Below are 18,727 nucleotides of genomic sequence, written 5' to 3'. Positions count from 1 at the left end.
TGGAGTTAAAACCCCGTTATGGTTGAAAGTTTAATTCCTTTGAGCTACACTAAAAAAATTTACATATCTTTGCGGGGATTCCGCTCAAAAGGAATACCGAAGCAACCTTACTGTTTTTAAAGAGAATGCCGCGGATTTTAAACTGCAGAAAATCAAACCCTAAACAAATGGAGCTTCCCTTCCGAAATCAGGTAAATAATTATCCTGACTTTCAATTTCCTGAATAAAAGCATTCTTCAGCCCGATATCAATAGCATAATCTACTATCTCATTATATTCGTCCTTCGTCAAAGCCCGGTTTATTCCTGAAAAATTAGAAGCCTGATATTGAGGAGAATACTGGGACATTATACTTACATATGTATTTTTGGATAAATCCGATAAAAAGGAGAGGCATTTCCTGCTGTTCCTCAGAAAACCCGGTAATACAAGATGCCTTACAAGCAGGCCTCTTTGTGCAATACCTTTATTATTCGTTTTCAGATGGCCAACCTGATGAAGCATCTCTTTTAATACTTCAGGAACGATATCAGCATAATCATTCACTGCGGACAATTTCTCTCCGAGCTCATTATCCATATATTTAATGTCAGGAAGGTAAATATCCACCAATCCGCTGATCTGTTTCAGGGCATCAACTGAATCATATCCGTTGGAATTATAAACTACAGGAATAACAAACCCTTTCTTTTTAGCTGCATATATAGCATCAGCCATCTGAAAAATCATATGGCTCGGTGAAACAAAATTGATATTATGAACGCCTTTTTCCTGAAGCAGCAGCATTTCCAATGCAAGTTCATCTGTTGAGAGCCTTTTTTGAGGATAGGACTGAAACTCCTGGCTGATCTGATAATTCTGGCAGAATACGCATTTCAGGTTGCATCCGGCAAAAAAAATAGCACCTGAACCCTTTATTCCCGAAATGGGAGGTTCTTCCCCAAAATGAGGGCCTGAATGGGAGATTAAACTGCAGGAAGCAACATGACAGAATCCTGTTTCTCCTTTAAGCCTGTTTACACTGCATTTTCTCGGGCAGCATTCACAATTTTCAAGCTGCACTGTAAAAATCTTATTATTTGCCATTTATAATATTCGTATTTAATTTAATTAAAATTGTACTCCTTAATACATCAACTACATTTTTATATCACTTAAATCCATTATAGTACTGTAAAATTCCTGCGCCCTTGCTGTATCAAACTGTAAATCAATAGTACCCTTCCAGTCTTTTCGGAACTCAGAAGAGTTAAATGAAAAATTAATTCTGTTAGGATTAACAAGCTCTGCTGTAATTGCTGATATTTTGGAATTTTCAAATGGGATATTAATAACTCTTCTGCTGAATGCATAAGCAATCATCCGTTTCCGTGTAATTACAAGAAATCCGGCAAATCCTACCCTCCGATATTTGAACCTTTTACCCGGAGCCTTAAAATCTTTTGTAATAAATCTTCCTCTTATGCCCTCATCATATACAATAATTCCCTCGGATTCAAGAACAGCACGCAGCTCTTTTGGAATCATACCGAGTTTAAATAATCGATAAAGTATTGATTTCGCCATCATGCGTTTTTCTTTTTCAAATTAAACTAATTCAATATATCTCTAAAGTCATTCTCTAATTGATCTATTACTGTTTTATCAGCATTAACCGAAAATTCTTTTCTAAATTCAGGTACAATAAGAAGCAATCTCTTCCCCCGCCGTTCGACCCTGCTAATTTCATCCAACCTTATTTCTGACGGATCATTAAACCCTATACCTGTGTAGAATAATAATTTATCGCCTTTGATTTCTGCTATTGTTTTTGTTTGTGAAATAAAGAGGGAGATTGACAATAAAATATAGACACAAAGCCTGAAAAAAAACGATGAATCCACCGGTTTGCTCAATAACAAATCTGACAAAGAGACAACAAAGAAAATTAGTATTAGATATTTAATCCTTTTGGTTGATCTGTATTTCTTTTCCATGGCATCATGTCCAGTCATATCAATTTTATTCCGGAATTAAGTGCCGCTCAAAATCAAGGTCTGGTTCTTTATTTTCAATAAAATACAATTAATGCAGAAATCTGCATAGATAGATACAAACTACAATTGTAGCGAACAGAATAATAATTGAACGCTGGTTGGCAAAGTTAAATGTCCACCCTACGCCAAATCTTTTTGGCACAAAAACTCTTTTATCTTCCGTGTCCCAGAAAATAAAGCCCAGATAGTATTTGGATTTATCTTTATTATCCATTTTATACCTCTTAAATAAATTCGTATAAATTCCATATTATGTAGTAAACAATATACCTTATTTATTAAAATGAATCACAGGAATTATAAGACGTGACGGATACTTCTCTGTGTGATAAATTTTCTGTGTTGCTTTAACAAATTTTGTATCCAATTCGTTATTTCCGCCTGTATTCAAATTTCTTGAAAACATGGGAAACTGTGCCGAGGCAATCTCAATCCTAATTTTATGCCCCTTTTTAAAGGTTATTCCTGTATGCCATAAGTCAATTGAATACTTGTATATCCGGCCAGGTTCCGGGAGTTCAGGGGTTTTTACAGATTTTCTGAATCTTGCCCTTATTCCTCCCCGTGCAATTTGGAATACAGCTCCTGCTGTATCAACATCAGACAGTGCAGCAAACCAGTCTGTATCTCTGCCCGTTGTTGATGCATATAATTCGACAGCAACAGGGCCTGCAATTGTTAATGCAGTATCAAGAGGCGCGGTTTCATACACAAGAATATCATGCCTCTGCTGAGTTATCTTTCTGTGAAAGTCCAGAACTTTTTTTCTTACTTCCTCAAGGCTGAATGTTTTCTTTTTTTCGTCCTCATCGCTTTTAAAATAGAATTCCGGATAAGGGGTCGGATCGCCCGGATCATAAACATATTCGTCAAACCCTTTACCTGATGCAGGAGAAGATGCTTTAAGCTTTCCGTCGCCTTGAGAGGTTTGCGCACTATTTGTGCTCGAAAGGTAGAGGGATTTGAATTCCGTATTTTCAAGCGGATAAGAATCGCCTCCGGCCCATCTGTTAGAAAACATTACAAATAGTTTTGCCATATCCTCTTTTAAAATATCGTTTTTCATACCTTTAAGCCAATAATCAAACCATTTCAGAAAACGGGTTTGAAGATCTATAGCTGCTTTTTGTCCGAATTCATGCCTGCCGTATCTTGACGATGACTGTGTTGTGTGGCCCCATGGGCCTATTATTATTTTTATATTTTTGTTGCCGCCCTTTTTTAATGCCTGATAGATAAGTTTTGTTCCTATACCGTCTCCGTCAAACCATCCGGACTGAAGGAATACGGGAATATCAACATCTTTCAATTTCTCCAGGAAATCAGCCTTCTGCCAAAAGGCATTATCATGATTATTTTTAATCCATGTACGCCAAAAAGTGCTTTTCTTCCCCAGCACTTTCTCATCAAGATCAATTACAGGTAACGACCTTAGAATTTTCTCGTATTTTTTATTATTGATCTCAGCCATAATTTTACCGGAGATATCTTTTGTCGCCTCTTTCTCCAGAACATCAGCCCACCATATAGCCCCGAAAATAAAGAATGTTCCGTACTCGTAAGGTATGTTGTAAAACGGATCAGGAGGAGAAACCTGAGGTATAATTGTTGTTAAATGGGGAGGTTTTTCCGCGGCAGCCTGAACTTGAACCAAACCGCAGTATGACGCGCCTATCATTCCTATTTTACCGGTCGACCACTTTTGTGCAGAAAGCCACTCAACAGTATCAAAACCGTCTTTTCTTTCATTGATCATAGGCTCCCACTCGCCCTCAGAACCGAATCTGCCTCTGCAGTCCTGAATTGCAGCAATGTACCCTCTCCTGGCATAAAACTCACCGTCCAGCACATATATCTCTTTTTTGTACGGAGTACGGATTAACACTATTGGCAAAGGCTTTTCAACTCCTTCGGGAAAATACAAATCCGCAGCAAGGTTTACATTGTCACGCATTGGAATCATTACACTCTTTTTACTTACTTTGAATTCTGGCTGAGATACTGTTGTATCAGTGACACACAAATTAATCAAGTCTTCATACCCGTCCCGTACAAAAACAGCATATTGGGACGGCACTCTTTTCAGAAGTATCCTTGAATTTCTGCCAACCCATATTTCAATATCAATACCCATAAGATTCATCTTAAATATTTTATATGATTCAGCCTGTGATTGTGAACCTATTATTCGGTCTCCTTTAAATTCCAGTGTAACATCAGCAATCACAGAAGGAACAATAAAAACAGAAAAGTGTTGAATTCCGCGCTTGTTTAAATTATATGAACGTATCATCTGTTCTTCTGAAAATATACCATAATTATCATAAACGATGTAGGAAGAATCTGTTTTTACTTTGTACTCTTTTCCTTTTACTTTAAATACAGAAAGGGAATCCCGATTTTCAACATAAATGGAATCCGTTGCGCTTATTATCTGGCATGTCTCCCAGATTCTTTCTGAATCAACCTGCATGTTCATTGTAAAATTTACTTTCTGATTAGCATAAGACAGTGTAAAAATGCGGGAATAATTTCCTGTTTTATCAAGTTTGTATGAAATCTCACCAAGCAATGAATTGTTTTTAAACAATTTATATGTATCCTTTTCAACAAAATCCGGCATTTTTTGTGCATAAATTTCGGAAAACGACAAAACAAGTATTAACATTGTTCTGAAAATTAAGGTTCTCATTGAAATCTCCTTTATTTAACATAACAATTATATAATATCTAAAGATAATACTAATCTATCATTGTTCATTTAGACAATAATGACAAATTATTCGTCTTTTATTAAAACTGCAGTGCCGTATGCCAGAAGCTCTGCAGCACCGCTCATAATCATTGAAGTTGAAAACATTACACCCACAATTGCATTGGCACCCAAACCTTCGGCATCAGTAACCATTCTGTCAACGGCCTCTTCCCTTGCTTCACCCATAAGTTTGGTATACTCGGTAACTTCACCTCCTACAATATTCCTGAAGCTTGCCATAATATCATTCCCAATGTGCCTTGCTCTGATTGTGTTCCCCTTAACAAGGCCGAATACCTTTTCGATTTTTTTCCCCGGAATAGTATGAGCAGTAGTAATAATCATCTTTTTACCTCTTTGTATGGATCGGTTTTGTAGGATTTAATCCTGTCGCGGAGAACTGACAGCAGCAAGACAACAAATCCTATTATTGATGCAGCTATTGCAATTTGGACTGCTTTTGGTTCACTGCTTTCACGAAACATTGCAAATACAGAATAACCCACTAATACAACCCAGCTTGCAATAACAAGTGCAAGGCCTGATACCTTACTTAATCTGCTGTACGGTTGTTTCCATATTCTATCCAGTTCTTTGTCATGAACAGATTGAAATGTAAGGTCAGGTATTTCTTCTGACATCTCTTTTAATTCTTCGTACTCTCTTCTGCACTCATCGCAGCGTTCAAGATGGGTTTTTATTTCACGAAGCTCTTCCGGATTCAGCTCATTATCTATCAAACCCATCATTAACTCTTTATATTTATCACACGAACTCATATTAAAACCTCCTTTGAAGATCTGTCTCCGGATTTCGATATCTCTTTATACTTCTTTTGAAAAACTTTTCGGGCATGATACAACCTGCTCATAACAGTGCCCCTTGGTATACCAAGCGTCTCTGATATCTCTTCGTAACTATACCCGCTTACATATTTCATTGAGAGGATTTCTCTATACTGGGGCTGAATTGACGAAAAAACATCCTGTATCATAATCTTTTTTTCTTTATTCTCAAGAATAGAATCAGGAGCCGCTGCTTTTGCCTGCCCTGAATATTCCTCTTTATACCCCCTCTGGAATTTAATCGTGTTTTTTTTCTTTCGAATCATGTTAAGGCATGTATTTCGCAGAATTCTGTAAAACCATGGATAAAATGCATCCAATGTTTTTAGCCTGGGCATTGCATTGTAAGCTTTTGTAAAAGATTCCTGACATGCATCAAGAGCATCCTCTTTTTCTCCAAGGATAGAAAGAGCGTGGTACATTGCCTCACGCCTGTATTTTTTCACAAGGTATTCAAACCCGATTGGATCACGGTATTTTAAGCATAGAGTTATTGCACTGATTTCATTCATATTCACTCTGTAATTCCGGATTAAATTTTGTCTGCTTAATTAACACCCGAATAAAAAATTTATTCAACTATCCGATCTTTCCGATTCATCTTTAATTGCCGATTTTATAAGATCATTTAATACCTGCAATGCTTCAAGAGGCGTAATTTCATTAATATTTATCTCTGCAAGTTTGTTCCTGATTTTTTCTTCTGTTGAGGGAAAGATAGAAAGCTGCTCCTCAGCAACTTTTAAGGGATAATGCTCTCCAAGTGCCATTTTAGGAACACTATTCGGGGTAAGTTCATTTGCTTCGAGGTTTTTAAGTACTTCTCTCGCTCTTTCAATTACCTGTTTCGGCAGCCCGGCCAGCCTTGCAACATGAATTCCGTAGGAGTGGTCGCACCCGCCTGGCACTATTTTACGCAGAAAAACTACCGAATCTCCCCATTCTCTGACAGCAACATTATAATTCTTTACTCCATCAAGTACAAGAGCAAGCTCAGTAAGTTCATGGTAATGAGTCGCAAAAAGTGTCTTTGCCTTCAGATTTTCGTTATCGTGAATATACTCAGCTACAGCCCATGCAATTGACAAACCGTCAAATGTAGATGTGCCTCTGCCGATTTCATCAAGCAAAATCAGACTTTCGGGAGTAGCATTGTTCAAAATATTTGCAGTCTCATTCATCTCTACAAGAAATGTGGATTCTCCTGCAGAAAGATTATCCTGAGCGCCCACACGTGTAAATATTCTGTCAACAATACCTATCTCTGCTTCAACGGCAGGTACAAATGAGCCTATCTGCGCAAGCAGGACAATAAGCCCGGCCTGTCTGATAAAAGTGGATTTCCCTGCCATATTAGGACCTGTAATAATGAGAAGCTGATCTGAATCTGTATTTAACATAACATCATTCGGGATAAATTGCTCACCCGGCGGGAGCTGCTTTTCAACAACAGGATGCCGGCCCTCTTTGATGCGTATTTCATGAGATTTTGTTATCACCGGCTTTATGTATCTGTTTTCCTCTGCAGTATCAGCAAATGAAATATAGGTGTCCAATTCACCGATCAAATGGCCGTTTCTCTGAACAGGTTCCGCAGATTCGGAAACCCAATCTCTTAACTCCTCAAAAAGCGTGTGCTCAAGCTCGGCCATCTTATCCTCAGCCTTGAGAATTGTTTCTTCCATCTCCTTTAATTCCTGAGTAATAAAACGTTCCGCATTAACAAGTGTCTGTTTTCTAATATAATCTTCAGGTATTTTCTGCAAATGAGTTTTTGTTACTTCAATGTAGTATCCGAATACTTTGTTATATCCGACCTTTAGAGAAGGAATACCTGTTCGCTCTCTTTCTGTTTTCTGAAGTTTTACAATCCATTCCTTACCTGAAAAAGCAGCTTCTTTTAACTCGTCAAATTCTATACTGTAACCCTGTCTTATGACATTTCCCGGAGTAAAAATTGTGGGCGGCCTGTCAACAAGTGCCTTTTTTATTTTTTGAGATATATCGGAGCATTCATCAATATCTGAAAATATCTGCGATAATCTTATTGATTTAGCGTTCTGAAGAAGTTTCTTCATTTCTGATACCAGTTCAAGCGTAGTTCCAAGAGCAGCAACATCTCTCGGAGTAGCTCTATTCATTACAATACGTGTAATTAACCTTTCAATATCACTCATATTTTTAAGGAATGATACAATACCTCTGCGTAAATCTTTTTCTCTGACTAACTCGTCAACACTTTCAAGCCTGAGTTCAATACCTTTCCGGTCAATCAATGGTTTGTTAAGCCACGAAACAACTGTCCTTCCCCCCATTGGAGTGTTAGTTTTATCCACTATGGATAAAAGAGACCCCTCCTTGCCCCCCTCAGCCATTGAGGAAGTAATCTCAAGGTTTCTCCTTGTGGAATTATCCAGCACCATATAGTCTGCTGTTTTCACGCGGAACAATTGTCTGATGTGGGGCAGCTCATTTTTTTTTGTCTCTTTGAGATAGTGGAGTACAGCACCGGCAGCACCGAGGCCGGGATTAAGGTCGTCGCATCCAAAGCCTTTTAATGATGCTGTTTTGAAATGTTTTAAGAGGATTTCATATCCGTACTCACGGGAAAATATCCATGAATCACGGACAGTTACAAGAGGTTTTGACTGCTGCCCGTTTAACAAATCATCAATAAAATCAACTTTACCATCAGAAACCAGAACCTCCCTCGGCATAACAGCATTGAGCTGTTCTTTAAGATCAGACAGCCCTATTTCAGTAACATAGAACTCCCCGGTTGTTACATCTGCATAGGAAAATCCACACGTCTCCTGCCCAAAGGTTACAGCTGCAAGATAGTTATTCCTGTTTGTATCAAGAAGATTATCTTCCATGATTGTACCCGGAGTAACAACCTGTACTACGCCGCGTTTTACAACTCCCTTTGCAAGCTTCGGGTCTTCTGTCTGTTCGCAGATTGCAACACGATACCCGGCTCTAATCATCTTCGACAGATATGTATCCAAGGCATGGTATGGAAAACCTGCAAGTGGAATGTCACCTACCTTGCCGTGCCCTCTCGAAGTTAAGGTAATTCCAAGTACTCTTGAAGCGGTTTTTGCATCGTCATAAAACATCTCATAAAAATCACCCATGCGGAAAAACAAAATCGAATCATGATACTGAGCCTTTACAGCTCTGTACTGTACCATTAACGGAGTTTTTGAATTTTTTTTCTTCTCTGGCATTTTTTTACTTTATATTAAATTTGAAGTAGTCTTTATCTAATCTTCTCAGTGACTTATTTTGATAATTTACTTGCTGCAACAGCAGCCTGACCCAATGAAATACCGCCGTCATTCACAGGTACAAGCGAATGATTCAGAACTTCAAATCCTTCATTTGTAAGCCTTTCGGTTAATTTTTCAAGTAAAAATTTATTCTGAAAACAGCCTCCGCTTAAAGCGGCTGTCGAAATATCATATTTTTTCCGCAAACTTATGCAGATTTGGACCAGCGCATTAACTACTGCTGCATGAAATCTGCAGCTTATTTGGGATATGGGAACCCCTTTCACAGCATCATTCACACATCCTCTAATTACAGAATCAGGGCCGATTATAATGGGATCCGAAAATTCGATTTCAAAGGCGTATTCCTCATTATTGCACTTTTCATTCTCATTAATAGCCGCTTCAAATTCTATTGCTGCCTGGCCCTCGTAGGACACTGAATTACGAATTCCTGAAATTGCAGCTACTCCGTCAAAGAGCCTGCCGAGGCTTGATGTCTTCGGAGTATTCATTCCTGTACGTATCATCTCTGAAACAACCTGTACATCCTGCAGGTCTATACTTTGAAATGCCGGAATGGATTTCCACAATTTTAAAAAGCTATCTTTATCAAAAGAATCCGTATCAATTCCGAAAAAATGAGAAATATATCCTGCTGCCATACGCCAGACATTCTTAACAGCGCTGTCGCCTCCTGGGATTGGCCTGTAGGAGAAATGGGCTGCTCTGACAAATGATTCTGTGTCTGCAATTAATATTTCTCCACCCCACACTGCTCCGTCTGTGCCGTACCCGGTACCATCCATTGCAAGGCCTATTACTTTCTCATTGTATTGATTCTCAGCAAGACATGATGCAATATGTGCATGATGATGCTGAACAGGTATTATCTTTTTATTTTTAAAGGATTTTGCCCATTTTGTCGAAAGGTACTCAGGGTGTAAATCGCATGCAATAATTTCAGGATCAACATCAAGAATATTTTTCAGGTGTTCAATTGTTGACTTAAAATAATCCAGCGTCTCCAGATTCTTCAAATCTCCGATATGCTGAGACAGGAACGCAAATTTCTTTCTTGTGACACAGATTGTATTTTTAAGTTCTGCACCTGTTGCAAGAATTGACTCCAAAGGTTCCATCTGTAAAATTACAGGAGTCGGGACATATCCTCTTGAACGCCGTATTGGTTTTGGTTTTCCTGACATGACTCTTGTTACCGAATCATCGCATGCAACATGAATATCCCTGTTGTGCAGCAGGAAATAGTCTGCAACTTTTCCAAGCCTGCCTAAAGCCTCCTTATTATCCTTTGCAATAGGTTCATCCGAATAATTTCCGCTTGTCATTACAAGGGCTTTAAATCCCTGAATCAAAAGATAGTGAATAGGCGTATAGGGAAGCAAAATTCCGAAAAAATTATTTGACGGAGCTATATGTTCTGCAAGTCCGTGCCCTCTTCTTTTTTTTACAATTACAATCGGCCTTCTGCCGCTTAATAAAAGTTTTTCCTCTTCTTCTGAAATTACAGCTATTTCTCTTGCCATGTCAATATTTTCCACCATGACAGCAAGAGGCTTTTCGTATCTTCCTTTCCTTTCCCTGAGAAGAGAAACAGGCACATCATCTGCAGCATTACACGCAAGATGAAATCCTCCCAATCCCTTTACTGCAATTATACGGCCCTGGTGCAGCAATTCGGCGGCCGACTCTATCGGATATTCGGCCTCTATGCTCCTGCCTTCAGGATCAGTGAGCCATACTTCAGGCCCGCATTCCGGACAGCAGTTTGGCTGTGCATGAAATCTTCTGTTTTCAGGGTCTTTGTACTCATCATAGCACTCTCTGCACATGGTGAATTGTGACATTGTAGTATATGGCCTGTCATATGGAATGCGTTTTATTATTGTGTAACGCGGGCCGCAGTTTGTACAGTTTATAAATGGATATCTGTATCTTCTGTCCGATTTGTCAAACAGTTCATTTCTGCACTGATCGCATATTGCGATATCAGGAGATATTAAAGTAAAAGCATCGTCACTGTCCATGCTTTGAATAATTTCAAATTCCGCAGCTCCCGAAGGTTCTATCAAGTGCTGTTCACAGGAGTGTATCTCCGCAAGAGCAGGCGGCTCATAAAGGAGCCTGTTTAAGAATTTATCTGTTAAATCAGGGGCGGCTTCTGCTTCAATAATAACGCCATTTGAAGTATTTGCAACAAAACCTTTAATCCCGTACTCTCGTGCATATCTGTACACAGTAGGCCTGAATCCTACTCCCTGGACAATACCGTTTATCAATATTTTTCTGCGTTTAATTTCGATTGCCATACAGGATCTTTTCAGAATTAAAACTGGGTTAAAAAGTCATGTTATCATAAAATTTAATATACAACTTTCCTCTCTTATTGTCAAACTTGCGGGAATAAATCGTAAATTTTGAATATACTTACATTTAAATTTTAATGTTTTTTTTTCACAAATAACCTGCATCAAGGCGGTTTTATTAATTTTCGATCAATTCATTCAGCGCTTAAACATATATGTCAACTTCAAAAATACAACATTATCCGACCATTCATTGAAAAGTGATTTCATATCACGGCCAAACTGATAATCTCCAGGGTTTGCGAAGTTACTTCGATTCTGTGTCCAGACCAGATAAAAGAGTGATCCGGGCATGTATTCCCACCGCAACACAACATTTGCTTTGAACGATTTGAAGTTAAAATCAGGATTTCCTTGATAGGCATACTCATTATAATCATAGGTTCGCGCTTTTGCCAACTCCTTGAAACCGTAATAATGACCGACTGCAGAATAGGGCTGGATATATGTTTGCAAAGATAACTTAGGTGTGATCCCCCAATCTGCTCGGAATGTTAATGAGGTCACATTGTAATCAATGCTTGAAAAAACATAATGTATCCCATATGCAGCGGCAGCATCTGAAATATTGCTCACCCATTGATGATGATCGAGGAACTGGCTTCTATTTCCTGAAAATGTCAAACGTACTGAGGGTGACGGTTTATAGGTTACATTTATTCCCATATTACGTCCATACCCGCCATCGTTTACTTCCTGTGCAGAATAATTGACACCAACCTGCACCTGCTTTCGGGAATCAGTCGTAAGACTGGCAACATAATTCTCATAGCCGGGATACCCCATCATAGGTCCTCCTCGAGTCAACGTATTACTCAAACCGTCAGGGGTGAATTGGATGTTCGTATTAAAAGACCAATAGTTCGGAAGAAGAATTGCAAAGGATGCCCAATTCTGTTTGAATGTCAGGTTCCTGTCAAAATCAAAATTGCGTGATGTCATAACATTAACATAGATCCTTCGATACCATGATTTTGGTTCCAACCAGCGATAGGTACCGACAACATGCATATTAATCACATTTCCATAACGAAGATATCCTGCATCATTAATATTGAATCCTGGAGAAACAATGCCAAGGGCTGCCTGCAGGTTAAAATTGCCTCGCATTTTTTTAATACCGAAGCGGCCCATAAATCCACTGAGGGCTGTACGAGTGCTGTCTAATGATGCTGCATCTAAATCAGGTCGTTGGTAATAATGGGCCGCAGATCGTTGAATTGCTGTCAGACGCTGCTCACTTCCCTGAACATTTGAATAGGCCATATTACCCATAAAGGCCCAGGCTCTCTCTTTCCCGAAAAATGTCCAGCCATCAATCCCACCCACAAATGATTTGCTGTTATTGGAGCTGATTAAATTATTTTCATCCAACTTGCGGGTTACACCGGTAAAGATAAAACCCAGCCCCTGATCACCTTGATTAAATTCTCGCATTCCCCGGAGAATATTGTAACTTGCCATGGGTTCGATAGGTTCTTTAAACCTGGTGCCTGCAGAGTCAATTTCTGCATGCTCAAGTTGTGTAACAGCATTGATACTTCCAACGGACCAGTCTCCGATTTTCCCGCTTACTTTCGCAGCACCGAGAATCGTTGCCGTTTCTGCACGATACACTTCGCCCTGATGAGTCACATTCCCTGTTGTCCGCCTTCCGATACGCCTGCTGTAGAAAAGCCGCGGTGTATGCCAATAACATCCCCAAACACCTCCGGCAGGGTTATCGCCAAAACTGAAAATATCGGCACCTTCTATAAAGAACTCTCTCTTTTCTGAATAATAGGTTTCATATGCAGAAAGATTCATCACTGCCGGATCTACTTCTGCCTGGCCAAAATCCGGATTCACTGCCAAATCTAATGTCAAATTTCCGGCAATCCCGTATTTCACATCAAGTCCGAAATTCTTCCCCCACCGTTCTTTATCATAAAACACACCACCGCGAACTGCAGGTGAATAGCTGCTTTTTCCGGAAACGAATGGTGAGATAAATAAACGGGATGGAGGCTCAATACCGTTTATACCGGTAAGTTTACCAAAACGGGAAACAAAACCATTATCCTTTTTCGGAGTCATTACAAACCAGTCATGTTCTGCATTCTTGATCACATACCGTTTAAAATTACAACCCCAGACATACTCATCCTGCTTATTAAAGCGCAGTTGAGAATAGGGAATAAATATTTCAAAGGTCCAGTTATCGCCGTTTCGTTGTGCTGCACTTTCCCAGATGCCATCCCAGTCATTTTCAGTCAGAATATCCTGATACATTTTCTGATCGCATATTGATCCATCAGGATTGATCCCGAAACCATAAGCAGTCTGGTGATCATTATTCGCATCAATCCAGAACCAGAACCAGTCTGAATCTACATGTTTGTCCCGTCGGGCTATTCCTCCGATAATTGAATCAGATCCGGTGTGATAGCATTTACCGGCCACGTAAAGCCCCATATCATTGTAAGCTATATACACTTCTGTTTTTTCTGTGGGCTCTGCCCCTTCAATCGGATCTCGCTGAATCAGTTTTGTGTAACCGGTTCCTGACCATACAGATTCTGCAAGGATGCCGTCAACTGTAATAGCCTCTGCTGTCCGTTTTGCCTTGATCTCGGCTGTAGTATTAATAAGGCCTGCCATTACAATGCTATGGAACAAAAACAGCGCAGCCCACATTAGAAATATACAAATACGTTCCGTTTGTTTCAAGTTCTCCTCCTCCAATTATGATCAAAATTATATTGGATATCTTTTCGAGCTTGCTTAATTGTACGGAAATATACGGAAAGGTTTCTTTAAATGAGCCATAGATGGTAATATCGAACCATTTTGAAGTTTGAAATTGTAATTCGGAACAAATTCTATCCCGAATAATACCTAATGAAACTGTTATTGTTTAGAAAATGGTTGAATTGAGACAAAAAAGAAATATAAATTTACGTTCTCACGAATATCGCAGGAATGCAACAAAGAGCAAATTGATAAATCAGAACACGGGCAAATATCATTAACAGACCCGGACAGTCGTATGATGCAAAGCCATCAGGGTAAAGATGTTAGCTATAATGTCAAATCGTGACAGACAGCAAGCATAAATAAAGCTTGACATAAATATTAATTTTAAATATCATATAACTATGAAAACTTTAAACGAACTTTGGTCAAGAGGAAGAGAGTTCCTCAACGTAAAATATCCCATAATTTGCGGAGCAATGACATGGATTTCAGATTCGACACTTGTTTCAGCCGTATCAAATAACGGGGGCCTTGGTGCACTTGCAGCAGGGAATATGGATACGGAACTTCTGGAACAGGAAATCAATAAAACTACAGAACTGACAGACAAGCCCTTTGCAGTTAATTTGATAACCATTGCTCCAAAATACAGAGAACATCTTGAGCTGATTTCAGCTCAAAAGATCCCTTTAGTTGTCTTTGCAGGAGGAATTCCTTCGAAAATTGAAATATCCCTTGCAAAAAAAAGCGGAGCAAAAGTTATATGTTTTGCCTCTGCCGAATCTCTTGCAAAAAGGCTTGTTAAAAACGGCGCTGATGCCCTGATGCTTGAAGGAAGCGAAGCAGGCGGGCATATTGGACACGTTTCGCTTACGATTCTTATTCAGCAAATTCTGTTTGCCATTGATTCCGTACCTATATTCGTTGCAGGAGGAATAGGTACCGGACGCATAATACCTCATCTTCTTTTAATGGGTGCATCAGGTGTACAGCTTGGAACTCGTTTTGTAATGACAGAAGAATGCAATGTACATCCTGATTTTCAAAAAGCATTTATTCGTGCTCAGGCAAGAGATGCAATTGCAACACCATATGTCTTAAGTGATTTGAAAGTTGTACCAGTAAGAGCTCTTAAAAACAAAGGTATGGAAAATTTTCTGCACCTTCAGATGGATCTCGTAAACAAGATCAGGGACAGAGAATTGACCATGGAGCAGGCTCAGCTTAAAGTTGAGGAATTCTGGGTAGGAGCTCTGCGCAAAGCTGCCAAAGACGGCGATATTTTCAGCGGATCTCTTATGGCCGGACAGAGTGTGGGCCTTACAAAAAAAGTGCAGCCTTTAAAAGACCTGATCAATGAACTTGTCACTGATGCTGAAAAAGAGCTTGAACGGATATATTCTGAGATTGGATAGAAATATTATATATAGATCAGAATCACAATAAAAATGCAGCACTAAGAAAAAAACTATGAATTCAAAATCAAGGACTCCATAACATGGAAGACCAAACGCCTGAAATTGGAAACCAGTTTCTGAAAAACATGTTAGCTTTTAATAAAATGAAAAACGTTCCGCACATAGAAATCCGCACTCTTTTCCCTTTAAATTTTAAATTTCCGAAAACAGATCAATTATCGGATGAAGCCCTGGAAAAGAAACTTGACAAAATAAAAGACATTTTAAAGAAAAATGATATTTATCTTGATCTGAGGAAAAAATGTCCTGACCAAATCATTTACCAATATGTTCTGGACGAGGTGTTGCCCCTTAAAATTGCAGTATCCCGTCCGGAGGGTCTGCAGCACCATATAGACGGTTGTGACGGCTGGTGTCCGGGTTGCTTCCAACAGCCTTTTTGTGATAGTTGGAAAGATATCTGGGATGAAGATGAATTAAAGGCTCAACAGTAATTAAAATTCACATGGTACTGTTGCCGCATAAAATGCAGTTTTAGTCAGAAGCTGAGAACGGAAATAAATGGAAATATATTAACAATGTATACCCTATATATCGTCCAATGCAGTGACGATACATTTTATACAGGAATTGCCAAAGATCCGGAGGCCCGGATTGATTTGCACAATGCCGGCAAAGGAGCCAGGTATACACGGGGCCGGCGGCCGGTGAGGCTGGTTTATTCCGAAGTCCTGGAAAATAAAGGACTGGCCCTCAGGCGTGAATATGAAATTAAGAAATGGCCCCGTTCCAGGAAACTGATGCTGATCAAAAGTCAGGATTCGGTTCCGTAGGCTGTGAACAACAGACCTGACCTACTGTCGAAAAACATCATCAGGGCAATAACGGATGACCTTGGAACAATGTGTGGAACTAAAACAAAATTCGTATGGCACCTGCCCCCCAATCAAGTTAAGGTAAAACTTTAAGCCGTGTTAACATTGAAAAAATAAGCACATCAATTTTAGCCCAGCAGGGGCTCTTGCTTCTGCGAGACCATATCCATAGAGGCAGATGACTTCTGCGTGGCAAAAAATTTTTATTTGAAATTTAACTTGCCTATTTCTTCTTTGTCCGGTATATTTAAATGTCCGATCCGATCGGACAAAACGAACAACCGGACAATAAGGTGATAAAATGAAAGAAAAAGAAATCTTTGACCAATGTCTTAATCAACTCAGAAGTTTAAAACCAGTTCTAAAAATCAGTTTTTCCGAACAAAAAATCAAAATTGATAACAGACGTTTTGATGCAAAAATTAAGGTTGAAACGGAAACCGGAAAACAAGAATTTCTTATCGAAATAAAACGGGTTTTAAAACGACCTTTACCTGTTCATCTTTTATTCAATAAGGATTATAATAAGAAACCCTATTTATTGATGTGTGAATATGTAAATAACTCAATAGCACATGATTTGAAAAAGCATAACATTAACTACATAGACACTGCAGGGAATGTATATTTATATGCCACTGATGTTTTATATATTGAGAGAGATGGCAGAAAGATAGTCTTAACAGATAGTAGTACACGTGAACCTGCAATTTTTCAACCAAAAGGATTACAGTTAATATTTATTCTTTTGAAGAATCCCGAGTTACTTGATTCAACAGTTCGTGAGTTAGCAGATTTATCTGCTATTTCTAAAGATCGGGTTTCAACGGTATTAAGGGATCTTAAAGCGGAAGGATATATTCAAGAAGTCGGAAAACGGAAAAATCGATTTGTAAATAAAAAAATAATTTTTGAACAGTGGTTGGCTAATTATAGTTATCGACTCAGACCAAAACTTGTTTTAGGCACCTTTAAAATTGCTCCTTCTGTAATGAAAAATTTACCTGAAAATTTATCCAACAATTTAATCAAAAAACCACAGGGCTTTGCTGTAGGAGGTAGTTTGGGAGCCGATCTTCTGATTCATTACTATCGCGGTACTGCAACAGAGTTATTTATAAAACCGGAACTATTTGAAAAAGTAAAGATAATGTTGAAACTCATACCAGCAAAAAAAACAAACGTGACCTTGTTAAATTTATTTTCTCCAGAAATAATTTACAAAAAAAATACTCCAGCACCGATTACGCATCCTTTACTTATTTATGCTGAATTGTTGTATCAGGGCGGAAGCAGAGCTTTGGAGACTGCGGGAATGATCTATAACAGATATTTGAAACAGGATTTTGATGAAAATTGACAAAGATCTTAAAAATGTCATTTTGAAATTAACAAGTTTTTTTCAAGAGAAGGACATACGTTTTGTTATTATCGGTGCATTGGTGCCAGCAGTCCTCATTGATTTACGCCAGGAAAACACTTCAAGTTTTGGGAGTCGTATGACCAGGGATGTGGATTGTACAATTCAATTAGATAGCTGGGATGAATATGAACAGATTAAAAAAGAAATGATTGCAAACGGATTTGAAGAAAAAAACGAATCACCAGAGCATCGTTTATTTTTCGGGAACATACCTGTTGATATCTTACCCTGTATTAAAAATCTATTTCAAAACGATCAATTGATTTGGCCAAAATCCAAACATCGGATGAATATGCGGGGTTTTAAATCTGTTTTTGATAAGATAGAATCTGTGGCAATTGACAAGAATACATTAGTTCCTTTTACACCCATTCCTATTGCGGTGTTTTTAAAAATCCAATCCTATTATGATCGCAAAGATTCAAAAGATCTTGAAGATATATTTTATATGCTTACTCATTATGAAAGTGTTGAAACGAGTGAAAGACGATTTGATGTGGTTGGCCAGAAGGGATTGGATTATGATTCGGGAGGTGCTTTTCTGACAGGTCAAGATCTAAGAGATCTAATTCCTTCCGAGCTGTACGCAGATATAAATCCATTTTTCGAATTATTTGGTGATCCAGAATCGGGACCAATTTTGACAACAGCGGTATTAACTCATCAGAAACCCAAAGAAATCGCAGCGCTTGTTTCTGCTTTTAAAAAAGGATTTGAAGGTAAGTAATTACCTATCTTCTCCACATACTAATCTACATAGACATCTTTAGTCTTTCATTAAATTTGATCCTTGGACATGCAGGCATCCTGCCTTGCACATGCGGACGACTGGTGACCTTGATAATATGTGAACTAGCCTGCATTATTCATGAATTACAACCACATTTAACCGAATTTATTTAGGATGACACTTAGCCCAACCCTGGATTCCTGATTAAAAATTTCAGGAATGACACCCCTCCCCCCTGTCATTCCAGTCC

The 18,727-nt window shown here is 38.7% G+C and carries 16 protein-coding genes; 5 read left to right on the top strand and 11 right to left on the bottom strand.

Features of this window, described 5'->3' with window-relative positions:
* Window positions 1-159 precede the first annotated feature (159 nt).
* The 11 genes from J7K93_10025 to J7K93_09975 form a co-directional block, all read right to left on the bottom strand.
* Window positions 160-1,086 (bottom strand): radical SAM protein, encoded by a 927-nt coding sequence (locus J7K93_10025; protein MCD6117342.1) that lies wholly within the window; start codon window positions 1,084-1,086, stop codon window positions 160-162.
* 51 nt (window positions 1,087-1,137) lie between these two features.
* A complete protein-coding gene (locus J7K93_10020; GenBank protein ID MCD6117341.1) occupies window positions 1,138-1,569 on the bottom strand; it encodes a hypothetical protein in 432 nt (143 codons plus the stop codon).
* A gap of 23 nt (window positions 1,570-1,592) precedes the next feature.
* Complete coding sequence (locus J7K93_10015) at window positions 1,593-1,994, bottom strand: hypothetical protein (GenBank protein ID MCD6117340.1); 402 nt, start codon at window positions 1,992-1,994, stop codon at window positions 1,593-1,595.
* Window positions 1,995-2,064: 70 nt separating this feature from the next.
* Entirely contained in the window at window positions 2,065-2,250 is a 186-nt protein-coding gene (locus tag J7K93_10010; protein MCD6117339.1) for a hypothetical protein, read from the bottom strand.
* A gap of 57 nt (window positions 2,251-2,307) precedes the next feature.
* Window positions 2,308-4,728: a CocE/NonD family hydrolase gene (locus J7K93_10005; protein ID MCD6117338.1), complete on the bottom strand. Its 2,421-nt coding sequence runs from the start codon at window positions 4,726-4,728 to the stop codon at window positions 2,308-2,310.
* An 87-nt stretch (window positions 4,729-4,815) separates the two neighbouring features.
* The gene (locus J7K93_10000) at window positions 4,816-5,136 is read right to left on the bottom strand and encodes a YbjQ family protein (GenBank protein MCD6117337.1); all 321 of its coding nucleotides are present in this window, start codon (window positions 5,134-5,136) and stop codon (window positions 4,816-4,818) included.
* On the bottom strand, window positions 5,133-5,570 hold the full coding sequence (locus tag J7K93_09995; protein ID MCD6117336.1) for a zf-HC2 domain-containing protein: 438 nt from the start codon (window positions 5,568-5,570) through the stop codon (window positions 5,133-5,135). Before J7K93_09995 ends, J7K93_10000 begins: the two co-directional genes overlap by 4 nt.
* Window positions 5,567-6,148: an RNA polymerase sigma factor gene (locus J7K93_09990; GenBank protein ID MCD6117335.1), complete on the bottom strand. Its 582-nt coding sequence runs from the start codon at window positions 6,146-6,148 to the stop codon at window positions 5,567-5,569. Before J7K93_09990 ends, J7K93_09995 begins: the two co-directional genes overlap by 4 nt.
* Window positions 6,149-6,211: 63 nt before the next feature.
* The gene (mutS, locus tag J7K93_09985) at window positions 6,212-8,830 is read right to left on the bottom strand and encodes a DNA mismatch repair protein MutS (GenBank protein MCD6117334.1); all 2,619 of its coding nucleotides are present in this window, start codon (window positions 8,828-8,830) and stop codon (window positions 6,212-6,214) included.
* 89 nt (window positions 8,831-8,919) lie between these two features.
* On the bottom strand, window positions 8,920-11,238 hold the full coding sequence (hypF, locus tag J7K93_09980; protein ID MCD6117333.1) for a carbamoyltransferase HypF: 2,319 nt from the start codon (window positions 11,236-11,238) through the stop codon (window positions 8,920-8,922).
* 195 nt (window positions 11,239-11,433) lie between these two features.
* Window positions 11,434-14,004: a carbohydrate binding family 9 domain-containing protein gene (locus J7K93_09975; protein ID MCD6117332.1), complete on the bottom strand. Its 2,571-nt coding sequence runs from the start codon at window positions 14,002-14,004 to the stop codon at window positions 11,434-11,436.
* A gap of 428 nt (window positions 14,005-14,432) precedes the next feature.
* Between J7K93_09975 and J7K93_09970 the strand changes: the two genes are divergently transcribed.
* The 5 genes from J7K93_09970 (at window position 14,433) to J7K93_09950 (ending at window position 18,474) form a co-directional block, all read left to right on the top strand.
* Entirely contained in the window at window positions 14,433-15,446 is a 1,014-nt protein-coding gene (locus tag J7K93_09970) for a nitronate monooxygenase (GenBank protein MCD6117331.1), read from the top strand.
* A gap of 83 nt (window positions 15,447-15,529) precedes the next feature.
* Complete coding sequence (locus tag J7K93_09965) at window positions 15,530-15,943, top strand: hypothetical protein (GenBank protein ID MCD6117330.1); 414 nt, start codon at window positions 15,530-15,532, stop codon at window positions 15,941-15,943.
* Between the two features lie 84 nt (window positions 15,944-16,027).
* The gene (locus J7K93_09960) at window positions 16,028-16,282 is read left to right on the top strand and encodes a GIY-YIG nuclease family protein (GenBank protein ID MCD6117329.1); all 255 of its coding nucleotides are present in this window, start codon (window positions 16,028-16,030) and stop codon (window positions 16,280-16,282) included.
* 343 nt (window positions 16,283-16,625) lie between these two features.
* On the top strand, window positions 16,626-17,684 hold the full coding sequence (locus J7K93_09955; protein ID MCD6117328.1) for a hypothetical protein: 1,059 nt from the start codon (window positions 16,626-16,628) through the stop codon (window positions 17,682-17,684).
* Complete coding sequence (locus J7K93_09950) at window positions 17,674-18,474, top strand: hypothetical protein (protein ID MCD6117327.1); 801 nt, start codon at window positions 17,674-17,676, stop codon at window positions 18,472-18,474. Before J7K93_09955 ends, J7K93_09950 begins: the two co-directional genes overlap by 11 nt.
* The last annotated feature ends 253 nt before the right edge of the window (window positions 18,475-18,727 follow it).

The organism is bacterium (genome assembly GCA_021158245.1).
GTDB lineage: Bacteria > Zhuqueibacterota > QNDG01 > QNDG01 > QNDG01 > QNDG01.
The sequence above is the reverse complement of the archived record's forward strand: the minus strand, read 5'-3'. Positions and strand labels throughout refer to the sequence as shown.

What these genes read in the sequence shown, in the direction of transcription:
- J7K93_10025 (MCD6117342.1), bottom strand. Translation starts at nt 1,086, where the DNA reads ATGGCAAATAATAAGATTTTTACAGTGCAGCTTGAAAATTGTGAATGC.
- J7K93_10020 (MCD6117341.1), bottom strand. Translation starts at nt 1,569, where the DNA reads ATGATGGCGAAATCAATACTTTATCGATTATTTAAACTCGGTATGATT.
- J7K93_10015 (MCD6117340.1), bottom strand. Translation starts at nt 1,994, where the DNA reads ATGACTGGACATGATGCCATGGAAAAGAAATACAGATCAACCAAAAGG.
- J7K93_10010 (MCD6117339.1), bottom strand. Translation starts at nt 2,250, where the DNA reads ATGGATAATAAAGATAAATCCAAATACTATCTGGGCTTTATTTTCTGG.
- J7K93_10005 (MCD6117338.1), bottom strand. Translation starts at nt 4,728, where the DNA reads ATGAGAACCTTAATTTTCAGAACAATGTTAATACTTGTTTTGTCGTTT.
- J7K93_10000 (MCD6117337.1), bottom strand. Translation starts at nt 5,136, where the DNA reads ATGATTATTACTACTGCTCATACTATTCCGGGGAAAAAAATCGAAAAG.
- J7K93_09995 (MCD6117336.1), bottom strand. Translation starts at nt 5,570, where the DNA reads ATGAGTTCGTGTGATAAATATAAAGAGTTAATGATGGGTTTGATAGAT.
- J7K93_09990 (MCD6117335.1), bottom strand. Translation starts at nt 6,148, where the DNA reads ATGAATGAAATCAGTGCAATAACTCTATGCTTAAAATACCGTGATCCA.
- mutS (MCD6117334.1), bottom strand. Translation starts at nt 8,830, where the DNA reads ATGGTACAGTACAGAGCTGTAAAGGCTCAGTATCATGATTCGATTTTG.
- hypF (MCD6117333.1), bottom strand. Translation starts at nt 11,238, where the DNA reads ATGGCAATCGAAATTAAACGCAGAAAAATATTGATAAACGGTATTGTC.
- J7K93_09970 (MCD6117331.1), top strand. Translation starts at nt 14,433, where the DNA reads ATGAAAACTTTAAACGAACTTTGGTCAAGAGGAAGAGAGTTCCTCAAC.
- J7K93_09965 (MCD6117330.1), top strand. Translation starts at nt 15,530, where the DNA reads ATGGAAGACCAAACGCCTGAAATTGGAAACCAGTTTCTGAAAAACATG.
- J7K93_09960 (MCD6117329.1), top strand. Translation starts at nt 16,028, where the DNA reads ATGTATACCCTATATATCGTCCAATGCAGTGACGATACATTTTATACA.
- J7K93_09955 (MCD6117328.1), top strand. Translation starts at nt 16,626, where the DNA reads ATGAAAGAAAAAGAAATCTTTGACCAATGTCTTAATCAACTCAGAAGT.
- J7K93_09950 (MCD6117327.1), top strand. Translation starts at nt 17,674, where the DNA reads ATGAAAATTGACAAAGATCTTAAAAATGTCATTTTGAAATTAACAAGT.